This window comes from Fusibacter sp. QWL-12, from assembly GCF_058683495.1.
This window is the reverse complement of sequence record NZ_CM178745.1, coordinates 3,248,634-3,263,787: the sequence shown is the minus strand read 5'-3', so window position 1 is coordinate 3,263,787 and position 15,154 is coordinate 3,248,634. Positions and strand designations below refer to the sequence as shown.

The window sequence follows — 15,154 nt, the reverse complement described above, 5'->3', positions numbered from 1 at the left end:
ACCCGAAATATTTGCAACACTAATGATTCTTGTAGTATACTAAAACTATGGGATATCGACATTTAAATCGGATAATTAAAAAATTCATATTGGTCGTCTTTTTATATGGTCTAACTTCGGCTTCATTCAATGGTTTCTTTGGCATATATGTAAAAGAGCTTGGCTATTCAGAGTCTGTAGTGGGTACACTTCTATCCTTGCGACAGCTTTCAGTGGGCATTACTGCATTCTTAATCACATGGATCGCCGCAAGGATTGGCTACAAAAAAACGCTTATTTTTGGACTCTTTGTTGTTGGACTCTCTAGTATTGCCATTGTCAGCTACGATAACCTCCTTTGGATGTCAGTGGTATCTGTATTCTTTGGACTTGGACAGGCAGCCATGCTCACTGTAGAATCACCCTTTATTTACGATCAAACTTCAAGTGAAGAACGTGTTCATGCGTTCAGCCTCACCTTTGCAACTCGAAATGCAGCTTTTATGACAGGCTCATTGGCAACTGGTTATCTAACGGATTTATTTACAATTAAGTTTGGCATCGGCATATTGCCCATTCGTTATGCACTGATTCTCGTCAGTCTCATGAGCATCATCGCCATCGTTCCACTGAGTCAATTAAAATCCAAGCCAATGGCAGAACAAAAACGATTGAACTTAAAAGAAATCAAAGGTTTCTTTACCAGCTTCAATGTCCTCTTCTTAGCCTATACAGGCATTATAGGACTAGGCGCAGGCCTTATCGTACCCTTCTTTGGCGTCTATTTAAAATACATGTTGGATACCACAGAAGGTATCGTTGGTCTGATCTTAAGCTTTGCTCAACTAGGCACAGTAATCGGCGGACTCGTGGTACCGATGCTCGATAAAAAGATTGGCAATTATAAAACCATTATCATCACACAGCTGCTTAGCATTCCACTGCTCGTGGCCATAGGCTTACCACAGGGGTTAGTCGTCGTCGCAATTGCATTTTTCTTGAGAAGCTCACTGATGAATATGGGACAGCCCCTTATCAGAAACATCTCCATGCATATTGTCGAAGATCAACATCGACCACTGATGAGCGCCATGCGTGCTATGATGAACAACATCACAAGAGCACTTGGCATCTATGTCGGTGGTGCAATGATGGCCAAGTATGGCTATAACTCACCTTACGCACTTACCATTGTGTTTTATTTAATTGCAACTTGGCTATTTTATAGTTTGTTTAAGCGACAAGTGGCAAAAAAAGAAAGTACGATTGGCACATAATTTATATAAGTAAAAAAGACCACACATAATTAAAGCTTAATCTTTAAAAATGTGTGGTCTTTCATATGCCTATTTTTTACACACTTACTCTGAATCCTTAATTACGCGTCTAAGTTTCTCCAGATCGGCTTCACTTAAGCCCTGATCAACTGAACTTTTTACACCACTTGTGGTTTTTAGATACTGTGCTCTTATCTCTTCTGATACCCGCTCCATGTCCTCTTTTAGTTCTCTTGATGACATCAGTAAGCACCCTGCACCTCGGATAATCATCTGCTGCATGCCATCTGAAGTGGCTACGGTTATCTGATATTCACTGCTATGATCATGTGCAAATTTCTCGATGTATTGATCTGCAGTTTGTGCTTCAGCTGTGAAAATCACTTTTATATTATGATACATCTCAACCGATTCGCGTCTTCCTGCCACCTTATAAGCATCAAAGACGACGATGATATTTGATTTTTTTATCGCTTGATAATCAGATAATCGCTCTAACAGCTTATCCCTAGCCGCATCTAAACTGGTCTCAGACAAAACCTTCAGTTCGTCCCATGCAAACACGACATTATAACCATCTACCAAGAGATAGGACTCTTTTAGTTTTAGAGTATTGTAGTCTGTCTCACGCCCTGATTTACCATTTCTATCCGTCTCATATCCACCATACGACCATCCCAAACGCTCACTATTCCGCCTTTTATCTCGCCACATAGACTTGCGTCCACTGTTGGCAAAAGCCGTTTGATTGATGATCGAATCAATTTCTTCAAGACTCAAATTGCCACTGCTCACCGTCTCTTTTATTGGTGCATTTAAATCAAACAACTGTCTTTCAGGCTTTAAAACACTTGGCACATGCATATAATCCTTTACCTGATCCCACGAGACGATAAAACCTGTCCCCTGCGCACAGAACACAGATGCGCTTGGATTTCTAAGATCGCGCTCTGGATCGTAATTCGCCGCTTCAAAAACCTCTTCCGTGTTATGGCAAACGTCATAGCCGTCCACAGTCATGAACAAAAGACCTTCACCCTTTGTATATGCCACCACTTCTTTATAGTAATTGCGAAGCGTAGCCACAGGACCAGTACCGGTTAATAGCGTCCATCCACCTTCCTGTAAAGTGACCTCACAGCTTCCAAATCTTTGATCGATATCGGTCATGGCACGACCTACATAAGCATCGGGAATATGAAGCTGAAAGCTATAATATGGCTCAAGAATCTGCGATTCAGCCTCCATAAGTCCCTGTCTCACAGCTCTAAACGTTGCTTCTCTAAAGTCGCCGCCTTCGGTGTGTTTGTTGTGTGCACGCCCTGCAACCAAAGTAATCTTCACATCGGTTAGCTCAGCACCAATCAAAATGCCTCGATGTGCCTTTTCCCCCAGATGCGTTAAAACAAGCCTTTGCCAGTTTTTAGCCAGTTCATCCTCTGAACAATTGGTTTCAAACTGTAAACCACTCCCTCGAGGTAACGGCTCTAAAAGAAGGTGTACCTCAGAATAATGTCTAAGTGGTTCAAAGTGCCCCACGCCTTCTACGGTATCTAGAATCGTCTCTTTATATACAATTCGACTATGCCCATAGTTTATTAAGACATCAAATCGCTCCAATACGATACTCTGTAAAATTTCAGTTTGTACCTCACCAAAAAGGTTGACCTGTATGTTACTGGTTTCTTCGTCCCATTCAAAACTGAGTTCTGGTTCTTCATCTTCTATTTGCTTGAGTTTAAGTAGCATCATGCGCGCATCAGAGGACTCTGGGAATACAAGTTGATAGTTTAAAACAGGCTCTAATAGAGGCTTATGACCATCCTTGTCTACTTCTATACCAAGTCCTTCTCCAGCCTTTGACTGGGATAATCCAGTAACGGCACACACTGTACCTGCATCGACACTTGTTACAATCTCATATTTTGAGCCAGAGTAAATTCTGATTTGGTTAACCTTTTCACTCCACTGTGATGTCATGAGTTGATCCTTAACGGAAAGTGAACCACCGGTAATCTTCATGTACGTTAATCGGTTTCCCTGCTCATCTCTAGCAATTTTAAAAATCCTAGCACCAAAAGCACTCACATACTTTTTATTTTGAGTAAAATAGCTTAACCCTTCAATAAATGCGTCTATTCCTTGCATTTTTAGAGCCGATCCATAGAAAACAGGAAAAATACATCTCTCAGCTATTTTATCTATAATCGCTTCATGGGATACATTGCCTTCTTTAAGATATTGATGCATCAAGTCTTCACTGGTTAAAGCGATTTCCTCACTAAAAGAAGCGGTCAAAGTATCCGTAAAATCGATACAATGATCGCTCAATTGACGTTTAATCTGTGATAAAACCATTTCTTTGCTGGCACCCTCTTGATCCATCTTATTGACAAAAATAAAGGTCGGAACTTTATAGCTCTCAAGCAAACGCCACACTGTTTTAGTATGGCCTTGAACACCATCTGCACCGCTCACCACTAATATGGCATAGTCTAAAACCTGTAATGTTCTCTCCATTTCTGCAGAAAAATCAACATGTCCCGGGGTATCCAACAAATTGTAGGTAATGCCATCATATTCAAAAACCGCTTGCTTTGAAAAAATGGTGATTCCTCGTGCTTTTTCTAAATCATACGTATCCAGATAGGCGTCTTGGTTATCAACGCGACCTAGTTTTCTTGTTTTACCACTTTTATATAATAAAGCTTCTGACAAAGTCGTTTTGCCAGAATCAACATGTGCTAAAATGCCAATTACTCTTTTTTCCATTTCATAACCTCTCATAGCATTTAGCATACCATATTTTCACTATTTTTTCTCTATCAAATCCTGTAATCCAACGATACAGCCAATCTGACCAACCAGTTCAGACTCATATGGCAAAACAATACTCGCTTGCGTTTCAGGAAAATAAGTCACTAAAACTTTTAATATCTCATATGTTGACAAAGTTGTTTCCTCAACCTTTAACACAAAAGCCTCATCACTCGCATCAACCATTATCGTTCCAGTTGCACACTTATTGTTTTCTTCGCAGATTTCGAAGGTATAACCACCCTCAATTTTGTGAAAAATACCTTGAAGGTTAGTTTCAGTTAGTTGATCGACGTGTCTTAAATGGACGAGTGTCGTAAACAAAAAAGGCGATTGACCAAAAGGTTGCCATTCGTCAAACCAGTTTGGACGACCTTTAATGATGCCAAACCAAGGCGTAAATGCATCCTTTACAAATCCAGTCTTTGCAGCCAAGCCTTGAGACTTGTAGTTTTTCTGATTGATTTCTACAAAAGAAAGTGATCCCTTATCCTGCATCTTCTTTAAAATATCAAGGGTTACCCAATACCCTAAGCCATGTTTTCTATATTTTTCAAGCGTAAACATATAACCGATAGAATTATCTTCATGTACGAGAACATAGCTTGCCAGCTCACCATCAATATAGATCGCTGAGGTAGGTCGGTTAATGATGGCATCCTTTATTTTCTCAAGTGACCCTTCTTGTTGATACTCATAACGATTATCGATACCTTCTGCCTCATCCAAGCTTAAGCTAACCAGTTCATATGGGCATATTGATAATTCACCAAAGTTTTGTCCCTTATGCAAATAGCGGTCAGTTGGCTCGTACCAATGCAACAGATAATCACGATATATAGCCTCAGCGATATCTCCCCTGACTGCAGAAAAGCCATAAAAACCAGTTTCTAAACCTGCTACCTTTTCTTTTATAAGAGTGATGTCACCATATACATAATTAAAATACTCATTCTCAGCCCAAACCGTGCCACTCTCATCGTCAAAGTAGACATTAAAGTCCCTATTTTCAAGAACGCCAATTACATTGTAAGGTACAAACTCACCTTTTCTCAATTGCTTAATGATAATGCTTTTGTCTTTTGATAGTTTCATATGACACCTCACTTGCTTTCCTAGTTTTTCTAAGATGTATATTCTACAAATGAAATCAAAATCCTTTCTTTCTTTGAAATTATTAGTCTATGTAGATTTAAACCTTTAATATATAGCGTTTACAAAACTTCTATAAATGAGATTAGAATAATAAAATGGTAAATTTATAATGAAATCCATTATAAATTTTAGATTAAAATCATAAAAAACAAAAATAAACTTGACTCTAATTGAGAATGATAATAATATTCATTTAGAGCTTTTTACGTAATTCTGTTTCCAAAAATGAGGAATTATTTAATTACTAGAAAGAAAATATGAAGTTAGAAAGGGAAACTTATGAAATTCAACCATTTAAAATCTATTAGTGCCATCGTACTCGCAACTACAATTTTACTAACCGGATGTGGTTCAAAAAATGTAACTGAAACGACAACAGCAGAAATGACAACCTCAGAAACAACTTCTGTTACATCCGAGGTTTCTCAAGATTCAGAAGTAATCTATCCCCTAGTCATTGAACATGCTTTCGGTGAAACTATTTTAGAAAGCAAACCTGAAAGAATTGCAACGATCTCATGGGGAAATCAGGATACACCTCTTGCACTTGGCGTCGTTCCTGTAGGTATTTCTATGGCAAATTACGGCGTAACAGATGGTAGTGGCATGTTACCATGGACGTCTGATAAATTTAAAGAATTAGGTGTAGATGCACCTGTATTATACGATGATCTAGCTGGGCTTAACTTTGAAGCTATTGCTGACTCTGAGCCAGATGTGATACTTGCTGCCTATTCGGGTTTAACTCAAGAGGAATACGATCTGTTAAGTGAGATTGCACCTGTCATTGCCTACCCAACATTACCATGGCAAACCTACTGGAGAGATCAAATCAAAATGGATGCCAAAGGAATGGGACTTGAAGCAGAAGGTGAAGCACTTGTTACAGACCTAGAGACATTAATTGCAAATAAAACATCAGAATATCCGCAACTTACTGGTAAGAAAGCAGCATTCTTCTACTTTAACCCCGCAGACTTAGGTAGCTTCTATGTTTATCTACCAGCAGATCCAAGAGCAGCCTACCTAACAGATTTGGGTATGGCATTTCCTGAAAGTGTTTTAGCATTAGCTGAAGATGATGCAAGCTTTGCCATTTCATTAAGTGCAGAAAACGCGGACCAGCTACAAGATGTCGACATTATCATCACTTACGGTTCTGACACACTTTTAGAAGCACTTCAATCAGATGCACTTTTAAGCACAATTCCGGCAGTACAAAGAGGATCTGTTGCGATCATAGAAGACAACACGCCACTTGCAGCATCTGGCACACCTAGTGCGTTATCTATACCAGCAACAATTGATGAATATTTAAAATTAATTGGAGAGGCAGCTGATTTAGTAAAATGATACGTAAAAAATTAACTGTTTTAGTGACCGGTAGCATTCTGCTACTGGTCTTTACTATTTTAATATCACTTGCCTTTGGCGCAAGAAACATACCCTTTAAAGAAGTCATAGAAATTTTGGGAAACTTAATGAATGATTCAATGAATAACGAGATGAGTAATACGATGAATGCGCTTGTACTTAACGAAAGAATACCGCGGACTTTATTTGGTTTACTTGCTGGTGCAGCTCTTGGTGTATCTGGTGCTCTTATGCAGTCGGTCACGCGAAATCCAATTGCAGATCCAAGTATTCTAGGCGTTAACACAGGCGCTTCTCTACTGGTCGTTTTAGGAATAGCATTCTTTAACGTTAACACTTCAGGTGCTTATATTTTGTTTGCACTCATCGGAGCTGCTTTAACAACGATTTTTGTCTATGGGATCGGTTCATTAGGGTCCGGTGGGGCTACCCCTATCAAACTTGCACTTGCAGGTGCAGCAACCAGTGCAGCACTCTCATCACTTGTCAGCGCAATCATATTACCAAGAGTCGATGTTATGAACGCTTTCAGATTTTGGCAGGTTGGGAGCATTAGCGGTGGTGACTGGTCTAAACTGGCGATCCTCACTCCGGTTGTTGGCTTTGCATTAGTCTTAGGTTTTATCGTTACGCCAGCACTTGATGCACTCTCACTCGGTGATGATGTTGCGACTGGACTAGGTGTTAATACACGATTAATTCGATTGTTTGCTACGGTTTCAGGTGTAATATTATGTGGTGCCACGACTGCATTTGCTGGACCCATAGGATTCGTTGGATTGATGGTACCACATGTGATTCGACTTATCAGTGGCCCAAATCTAAAAATCATCATCCCCTTTTCAGCGATTGGTGGTGCAGTATTATTAACCATCTCAGATGTTATAGGCAGATTAATCGGGTCACCAGGTGAGCTTGAAGCAGGGATTGTAACTGCCTTTATCGGCGCACCCGTATTGATACTCATTGCTATGAAGGCTAAGGTACGAACATTATGATTAAAAAACTCTATCAAAAACACAGACGAAAGAACCGTCTGATCTTCATCTGCCTGTTGGTTTTACTTAGTATTTTAAGTGTCTTAGCCTTAACTCTCGGCAATACAAACTATGATATAGCAACCGTCATGCGTGTATTAAATGGTGAAACCATAAAAGGTGCTACCTTTGCAATTAAAACACTGAGATTGCCGAGACTATTAATTGGAGTTTTAGTTGGATTATCATTCGGGATGGCGGGTGCTACCTTTCAAACCATGTTACGGAATCCATTAGCAAGCCCCGATATCATCGGTATAACCGCTGGCTCTAGTGTCACAGCTGTCTTTTGTATTCTCGTCCTTAAAACAAGCGGTACTACAGTTGCATTAGCCTCTGTTCTATCGGGTTTAATCGTTGCCCTTATTATTTATGGACTCTCCAAGGGAGGACAATTTTCAGGTGGTCGTTTGATCCTAATCGGTATTGGCGTTCAGGCAATCTTAAATTCAATTATCTCATTCCTACTACTTAGAGCATCACAATACGATATTCCTGCAGCTATGCGATGGCTAAGCGGTAGCTTAAATGGTATGCGTCTCTCCAATGTCAGTTTGCTGCTACCAATCGTACTCGTATTTGGTTTGCTTCTATCTTTGCTGAGCAATCAACTTAAGCTGTTAGAATTAGGTGATCCATCCGCCATAACACTTGGCGTACGAACACATCTTGTTAGAGTTGCTTTGGTACTTTGCTCCGTTGTTTTATTAGCCTTTGCAACTTCCATAACAGGACCAATTGCCTTTGTATCCTTCTTATCGGGACCAATCGCGAAAAAGATAGGTGCAACCGCACCAATTGCAGCAGGTTTAATTGGTAGTGTACTCGTTCTTTCAGCGGATCTGATTGGACAATTTGCATTGCCTTTTCAATATCCAGTTGGCGTCGTAACCGGTATTCTTGGTGCACCCTACTTACTATTTTTACTCATTAGAATGAATCAAAAAGGAGGCACTGCATAATGGATCAACCTGTTAAGACTAAAAAAACAACCTCTAATCAAATAATCTCAAATAAAACTTTAGCAAATCAACCTGCTACTGATATGGGTCTATCTGCAAAAAACTTGACCTCGGGATATGATAATAAAGTGATTGTAAATGACGTTGAAATTAACATCCCCAACCATAAAATCAGTGTGATTATCGGTGCCAACGCCTGTGGTAAATCAACGCTATTAAAAACGCTTTCGCGGTTAATTAAGCCGATGGATGGCAATGTCTCTTTGGGAAATAAAGCTTTGAACCAATACCAGCCTAAAGAACTAGCACGACAGCTAGGGTTACTGCCACAATCACCGGTTGTACCAGAGGGAATTACAGTCGCAGACCTTGTTTCTAGGGGGCGATATCCTTATCAATCCTTTTTAAAAGGTTTGGGGCATCACGATTTTGAAGCGGTTGAGGAGGCTTTGTCGCTTATGGGGATTACGCATCTTGCCGACCGTTGTGTGGATGAGCTATCTGGTGGTCAAAGGCAACGCGTCTGGATTGCAATGGCGCTAGCTCAAGATACTGACATCTTACTTTTAGATGAGCCAACTACCTTTTTAGATATTGCTTATCAAGTCGAGATTTTAGATCTTTTGACTGATTTAAATCGCAAAAAAGGGACTACCATCGTTATGGTGCTTCATGACATAAATTTATCTGCAAGATACGCAGATTACCTTTTTGCAATCAAAGATGGTAAGTTGATTTCAGAAGGTACGCCTGAAGCCATTATTACACCTGAGCTTATAGATACGGTCTTTAATCTCACCTCAACGGTTATAAAGGATCCCGTTTCAGGGACGCCAATGATAATTCCAATTGGTAGACATCATGCCAAAATCTGATATATAAATAAATGCCCCTTGAATTTTGTGTGTCAATACAGGTGATCCACCTAATATTGTACTCAAAATTTAAGGGGCATTTAGCTTATACCGTAATTTAATCTCTACTTTGACTTGTTCTCAGATAATTAGATCATAACTACTTTGAGTGTAATGATTTCAAATGCTTTGTAATTTATCTGCTGCTTACATTCCTCAATGGTCTTACCTTTCAAATTCACTTTTTCAATACTTGCAAAAATATTGGTTTTGTCAAATCTATCGATTTCGATAATGCCATTCTGACCACTGCGATCACATAGTCTTATTTCTATTGCATTTGCACCGATGACTCGAGTGGACTCAAATGATAGCTGCTTCGGAATTTCTATCAAAGTTGAAAATTCAAAGCCTTCATCACTTTTGGTAATTGATTCTTTTGATATTGAATCTATGAACACCATCAAAGGCTGTTTAATAATCGACATGAGAGAATCATAACTAAACTCATTAGCAGATCCAGTTTTTACACTCACTTTAAATGAAGCTTCACCCTGATCTGAATTTGGATTTGGCCATGTTGGTGATTTTAGTAACGTAATACCTAATTGATTTTGATAACTGTTATAGCCAAATTTATCGTTACTGATGAAAGCAACACCATATGCATCATCTTGAAGGATACCATAGTGCTGAGCACATACCTCAAACATAGCTTGGTGATAGGTATTATCAAAATCATTAGGTCGCTTTACTTCGCCAAATTGAATATCATATGTTGCCTCTAATGGATTTAAGTTAAAATCACCTTCTAATCTCAGCAGTACATGGTGGTCTTGCCAATCTACGTTAAACAGGATATCAAAGGATGAAATAGCACTTTTATAAAAAACATATGTGGTTGATACCTGACTCATTGAATAGGTTTTCGTCACCTTTACAGTTGTGGCAATTGGCCCCTCACTTATATCAAATGTGGGATTCTTAGACCATTTCAGTGGGAATTTTCTATAGTCGATGTCTATGTCCCATGCATCCCATCTGAGTGGATGGTCCTCGAACAGTTTTAGCCCCAAAACACTATTCTTTGATAGCATCTCTCTTTGCAATTTTAAATCAAATAATGAGACGATATCCCCTTCTTGATTAAACTCAATTTTGTAGTTACCAACATTGATCGTTGCATCTATTAATCTATTCAGGTTTGAAAAAGAAATTTGATTTTGGTTGATCTCACTAGGCAAATCAAATTGCAGGCTTTCAAATGGTTTTAAATTGTATGAAATTATGTCATTTAAAGCCACACCATTTGATAATTTTTCAGTTTGATTTGTGAGATTCACTTGGATATCATAGATACAATTACCATGACCTAAAGCTTGAATGATTATTTCATTTGTCTTTAAGCTATCAATGAGGTGAATGCTTCTACCAGCTTCTAAAACAATATTAGAAGGGATCCGGCTCATAAATGGCCCCATCGCATTTTTTTCATTTGAAGATTGAATCACTAATAATGAATTACCTAAATTATTTTGCTTTTCAATCATACTTTGCGTTTTAATACTAATTGATTCAATAGCGCTTTCTAGCTGTCTAAAGGCATCTTCATATACCTTCTCTATTGAAGTCCCTGGTAATATATCATGAAATTCATTTAATAGTACCACGCGCCATTCCGCATCAAGATCAATCCTATTCATTGGTTCATGATGATTTAGATAGGCATTCAGTTGGCCTATGACGTGTAATTTTTCTAGGTTTATCAATCGATCCTCAAGTGTTCTGTGAAGCTGTTTGATCTTACCATTTGTGGTATAGGTGCCTCTATGGTATTCCAAATAGAGTTCTCCCTTCCAAATTGGGAGTCGCTCAATTGGCACACTGAAAAAAGTTGAAAAAAAGGATTTCATAGATGAAGACTCAACTTTCGGCATGCCCTCTATTCCCATTTGCAGTCTTTCAAAGGTCTCAAGCATCTCTTCTGTTGCACCGCCACCACCATCACCATAGCCAAATGGCATGATACAATGTGGCATGATGTCTTTTTGCTGATGCCTAAGCACGCTTCCCAGTACCTCAGATGGCGTCATATTGCCCTCATATATACTTTTGAATTCACCCTTGTTAAGTGTTTCAACGCTGATGGTCGTAATAAACTGGGTTGGAATTTGACTGCCATCGATGCCTTCCCACATAAAGCTATCATATGGGAGCTTATTGGTATCGTTCCATGAGATTTTCGAGGTAACAAACCACTCCAGTTCAAACGAGTTGAGAATCTGCGGTAAAGCGGCACTATAGCCGAACACATCAGGCAACCAAAGCCCATGACTTTCTCTACCAAAAGTTGTCTCAAAGTACCGCTGACCGTGTTCTATCTGTCTGATTAACGACTCGCCACTTGATAAGTTACAGTCTGCTTCAAGGTACATTGCACCTTCTGATTCCCATTTTTCACGGTCCGTCTGCATTTTGATTTTTTCTAAAAGCTCTGGATGTGCTTCATTTAAAAATTCATAGAGGATGGGTTGACTCGCCATGAATCGGTAGCTATCGAAACGCTCTTGAAGGTCAAGAGCCGTTGCATAACTTCTAGTGACTTTTTCATGTGTTTGCTTCAAATCCCACAGCCAAGCAACATCTATATGTGTATGACCCACTGCATGAACTGTTTTTTGTGAAACGCCTACATCGCCTACATAACCGTAGCAAGTCTCATGAAGTTTTTGCGATAACACTTTTGCCGACGCTTCAAACTGTTTGAGATCACTACCGAAGGTTTGGCTATAGATAGACGTTAAAACCTTATTTTGAAGCGTTTCGTACGGTAGCTTAGCGTTTTGTAATGCGACAATGGAATCAGCAAGTACCTTTAAATCAAAGTAGGTAGACTTAATGGCTTTATTGATTTGTATGAGTTTCATCCTAAGTACAATATCGCCTTGAGCCATCCCAGTATACAGATGAATCGCAAGTTCAATCTCTGTATTAGAATATTTATTATTGAGATAAATTCTTCTATGGTTGGTGTCAAGACCGCAGACGACTTCTCCGTTGATATAGGCTAACATTTGCGGATTGACCGCATCCCAAGTGCCTTCTCTTCCTGTTGATAACTCAATGTAATAGTCATATGAACTATCTAATTTCGGTAACTGAATATTCGTACCAAAAGCATAGCGTTCATTGCTTTTGCCTATAAAATAAGGTAGCTTTTTATATTCTAATCCATAATTCAACTCATTTATTTCTATCTCACGTTTCATACTTGAATAGGTATTGAAATCGCCATCAAGCCACCAAATACAATTAATCTCCAGTATTTCGGATCTCATTTTACTCTGTAACAAGGTCAAGGTACGCTGAATTCTCACTGCTGCCTCCTACTAAATCAAGTTAATCACGTTCAATTAGTTCGTTTTGGATGACCAATGCGATGCTGCCTAAGCATTCGTTCTCATTGTTGACATCACTTTGTAAAATGGGAGTTGTAATTGCCAAGTTATGAAATATATATTCTGGTATGATCGCTTTAATGTTATCGACAATTTCTGGTATTAGTCTAGGAAGGACGCCTCCTAGAACCACCATCTTTGGATTCATGAGATTGATCACATTTGCAAGTGCAAAAGCAAGCGCATTTGAAAGTTCAGCTATTTCACTCATAATTTCTGGTCTCTCTTTATGCAATACAAGCCATTCAAAGTACTCAGACTCGGTCATATGTTTGGCATCTTCGTCTTCATCTGCAGTATAAAATTGGCTAGTTTCGATCACTAATGCCCCTACTGAAGCGTACATTTCAATACACCCTTTTTTTCCACAATAACAGGGTCTACCGTTACGATCGATAGAGGTATGGCCAAACTCACCTGCAACTTGATTGTAGCCGATCTCTAGTGTACCCTGTTTGACGATACCGATACCAACGCCCCAGTCGATGAACGCATATAAAAAATCCGATTCATTTCGCCCATGTCCGAACCAGATTTCACTTAAGGTTCTAGTACGACAAACGTTTTCAACTATGGTTCGAATCTCAAGTGCATGCTCTAATACAGACTTAACGTCAATAATCTCCCAGCCCTTAGAAATAAATCCTTTTTTCTCTTCCTTATGCTTAAAATCACTTCCAGGCGTGCCCACACCTATTGCAGCTACCTGACTCGGTAAAATGTCATGTCGTGATAGTAAGGTGCGTATTTCTTTGATTATCTGATCGAGAACCATTTCTGGGGTATCCTCGTAGTTCATTCCAAATGAAAAAGCTTCTGCTACTTTTCCTGAAAAATCTGCTAAGGTGATGATGATTTTACTGGTAATTTCCACTCCGATGATCCACTTGTATTGTGCATTTAATGCAATCAAATTTGGCTTTCTCCCACCAGTAGACTCGCCTTCGCGGACTTCTTTGATGACACCTTTTTCTATCAATGGCTCGACAAGTCGCATCACACTGGGTAACGCAAGTCCAGTTACACGTGACAGTTCTGCACGAGAAATTTCACCTGACTTAACGATTTGCCTCAGGATCTGTTCCTGATTCATTTTTTTGAGTAACTCAGGTTTAGCTGAGCTTAACTTGTTTTTCATAAAACTCCTTCAATCACAAGTTTAATTTTTTAACTCTCTTTTTTCTGTCATGTTTATAAGTTATACCTCATTTAGAAGCTCTACTTTTTTTATTTGCTATATCTGTTTCGTCTTTATATCTGCTTAAAAATCAATTTCTTATATCAAAATAGACTCTAAGACTGAGCTAAACGATTTAACACGACTTCTTTTGTTGGAATAGAGGGGATGCCGCCGTAGCCTTCGATACAGATTGCAGCTGCTGTATTTGCAGTCAAAATCATGGCTTCAAGTGTTGCTTGATCAATTTCTTCAAGTGATTGACCGGATGTTACGATCTGACTGATTAATGCGCCAAAGAAAGTGTCTCCAGCACCAGTTGTATCAACTTGATTCGCTTTTACACCACTCACAGTTCCCTCTAAGCCAGTTGCAGTTTTATAAAAACAGCCTTTATCTCCTAATGTCACACAAATCATCTTTGGACCAAAGGACATAAGCTCATTTGCTCCTAAATTATAATCTTTTTCACCGGTTAATAATTCTAGTTCTTCATCCGAAACCTTGACGATATCCGCATACGCTAAACCTTTTTTCATATAGTCTATGGCTTCAGTTTTAGAATCCCAAAGCGGTGCACGATAGTTCGGATCATAGGTAATTAAAAGTGCTTTGTGCTTTGCTTCTTTTAGAAGTGTCAAAACCGTTGAACGACTTGGTTCATCTGTAAAAGACAGTGAGCCAAAATGAAAAGCCTTTGTTTGATTTAAAAGCTCTAAATCAATATCATTTTGCTCAAGCATTACATCCGCACACCCTTTTCTATAAAAGCTGAAATCTCGGTCACCATTTGGATACAAATGAACAAAGGCAAGCGTCGTACCATATTTTTCATCTAATTTAAGATATTTGGTATCGATACTCTGTTCCTCTAATACTGTTTTTAAACGTGTTCCAAATGCATCTTTTCCCACTTTACCGATAAAGGCAGTTTTTGCCCCCATTTTTTGAGCGCTGGTTAAAAAGTTACAGGGTGCACCACCAGGATTCGGTTTAAAGTTTCCTTCAGATGTAGGTGTAAAGTCAATGAGTAGTTCTCCCACAGCACAAATATCAAACATACT

Annotated in this window: 10 protein-coding genes; 5 read left to right on the top strand and 5 right to left on the bottom strand. The window is 39.1% G+C overall.

Going from position 1 to position 15,154, the window contains the following annotated elements:
* Positions 1 to 47: 47 nt before the first annotated feature.
* Positions 48 to 1,256 (top strand): MFS transporter, encoded by a 1,209-nt coding sequence (locus AC4PID_RS15660; protein ID WP_492132923.1) that lies wholly within the window; start codon positions 48 to 50, stop codon positions 1,254 to 1,256.
* Positions 1,257 to 1,340: 84 nt separating this feature from the next.
* Here the strand turns inward: AC4PID_RS15660 and AC4PID_RS15655 are convergent, their stop codons facing one another.
* Both AC4PID_RS15655 and AC4PID_RS15650 read right to left on the bottom strand, forming a co-directional pair.
* A complete protein-coding gene (locus AC4PID_RS15655; RefSeq protein ID WP_492132922.1) occupies positions 1,341 to 4,028 on the bottom strand; it encodes an NYN domain-containing protein in 2,688 nt (895 codons plus the stop codon).
* A gap of 39 nt (positions 4,029 to 4,067) precedes the next feature.
* Positions 4,068 to 5,168 (bottom strand): GNAT family N-acetyltransferase, encoded by a 1,101-nt coding sequence (locus AC4PID_RS15650; protein WP_492132921.1) that lies wholly within the window; start codon positions 5,166 to 5,168, stop codon positions 4,068 to 4,070.
* Between the two features lie 339 nt (positions 5,169 to 5,507).
* Here AC4PID_RS15650 and AC4PID_RS15645 point away from each other — a divergent pair, with 339 nt between their 5' ends.
* The 4 genes from AC4PID_RS15645 (at position 5,508) to AC4PID_RS15630 (ending at position 9,476) form a co-directional block, all read left to right on the top strand.
* On the top strand, positions 5,508 to 6,581 hold the full coding sequence (locus tag AC4PID_RS15645; RefSeq protein WP_492132920.1) for an iron-siderophore ABC transporter substrate-binding protein: 1,074 nt from the start codon (positions 5,508 to 5,510) through the stop codon (positions 6,579 to 6,581).
* Positions 6,578 to 7,600, top strand: coding sequence for a FecCD family ABC transporter permease (locus AC4PID_RS15640; RefSeq protein ID WP_492132919.1), 1,023 nt, complete (start codon positions 6,578 to 6,580; stop codon positions 7,598 to 7,600). The genes AC4PID_RS15645 and AC4PID_RS15640 overlap by 4 nt, the downstream gene beginning before the upstream one ends.
* Positions 7,597 to 8,601: a FecCD family ABC transporter permease gene (locus tag AC4PID_RS15635; RefSeq protein WP_492132918.1), complete on the top strand. Its 1,005-nt coding sequence runs from the start codon at positions 7,597 to 7,599 to the stop codon at positions 8,599 to 8,601. Before AC4PID_RS15640 ends, AC4PID_RS15635 begins: the two co-directional genes overlap by 4 nt.
* Before the next feature lie 83 nt (positions 8,602 to 8,684).
* A complete protein-coding gene (locus AC4PID_RS15630) occupies positions 8,685 to 9,476 on the top strand; it encodes an ABC transporter ATP-binding protein (protein WP_492135390.1) in 792 nt (263 codons plus the stop codon).
* A 128-nt stretch (positions 9,477 to 9,604) separates the two neighbouring features.
* Here the strand turns inward: AC4PID_RS15630 and AC4PID_RS15625 are convergent, their stop codons facing one another.
* The 3 genes from AC4PID_RS15625 to AC4PID_RS15615 all read right to left on the bottom strand — a co-directional run bounded on the left by AC4PID_RS15625 (position 9,605) and on the right by AC4PID_RS15615 (position 15,151).
* A complete protein-coding gene (locus tag AC4PID_RS15625; RefSeq protein ID WP_492132917.1) occupies positions 9,605 to 12,832 on the bottom strand; it encodes an alpha-mannosidase in 3,228 nt (1,075 codons plus the stop codon).
* A gap of 22 nt (positions 12,833 to 12,854) precedes the next feature.
* Positions 12,855 to 14,051, bottom strand: coding sequence for an ROK family transcriptional regulator (locus AC4PID_RS15620; protein WP_492132916.1), 1,197 nt, complete (start codon positions 14,049 to 14,051; stop codon positions 12,855 to 12,857).
* 155 nt (positions 14,052 to 14,206) lie between these two features.
* A complete protein-coding gene (locus tag AC4PID_RS15615; protein ID WP_492132915.1) occupies positions 14,207 to 15,151 on the bottom strand; it encodes a carbohydrate kinase family protein in 945 nt (314 codons plus the stop codon).
* Between the last annotated feature and the right edge of the window lie 3 nt (positions 15,152 to 15,154).

Coding starts and splice junctions, on each gene's coding strand:
- AC4PID_RS15640 (WP_492132919.1), top strand. CDS start 6,578: ATGATACGTAAAAAATTAACTGTTTTAGTGACCGGTAGCATTCTGCTA.
- AC4PID_RS15660 (WP_492132923.1), top strand. CDS start 48: ATGGGATATCGACATTTAAATCGGATAATTAAAAAATTCATATTGGTC.
- AC4PID_RS15615 (WP_492132915.1), bottom strand. CDS start 15,151: ATGTTTGATATTTGTGCTGTGGGAGAACTACTCATTGACTTTACACCT.
- AC4PID_RS15620 (WP_492132916.1), bottom strand. CDS start 14,051: ATGAAAAACAAGTTAAGCTCAGCTAAACCTGAGTTACTCAAAAAAATG.
- AC4PID_RS15650 (WP_492132921.1), bottom strand. CDS start 5,168: ATGAAACTATCAAAAGACAAAAGCATTATCATTAAGCAATTGAGAAAA.
- AC4PID_RS15655 (WP_492132922.1), bottom strand. CDS start 4,028: ATGGAAAAAAGAGTAATTGGCATTTTAGCACATGTTGATTCTGGCAAA.
- AC4PID_RS15630 (WP_492135390.1), top strand. CDS start 8,685: ATGGGTCTATCTGCAAAAAACTTGACCTCGGGATATGATAATAAAGTG.
- AC4PID_RS15635 (WP_492132918.1), top strand. CDS start 7,597: ATGATTAAAAAACTCTATCAAAAACACAGACGAAAGAACCGTCTGATC.
- AC4PID_RS15645 (WP_492132920.1), top strand. CDS start 5,508: ATGAAATTCAACCATTTAAAATCTATTAGTGCCATCGTACTCGCAACT.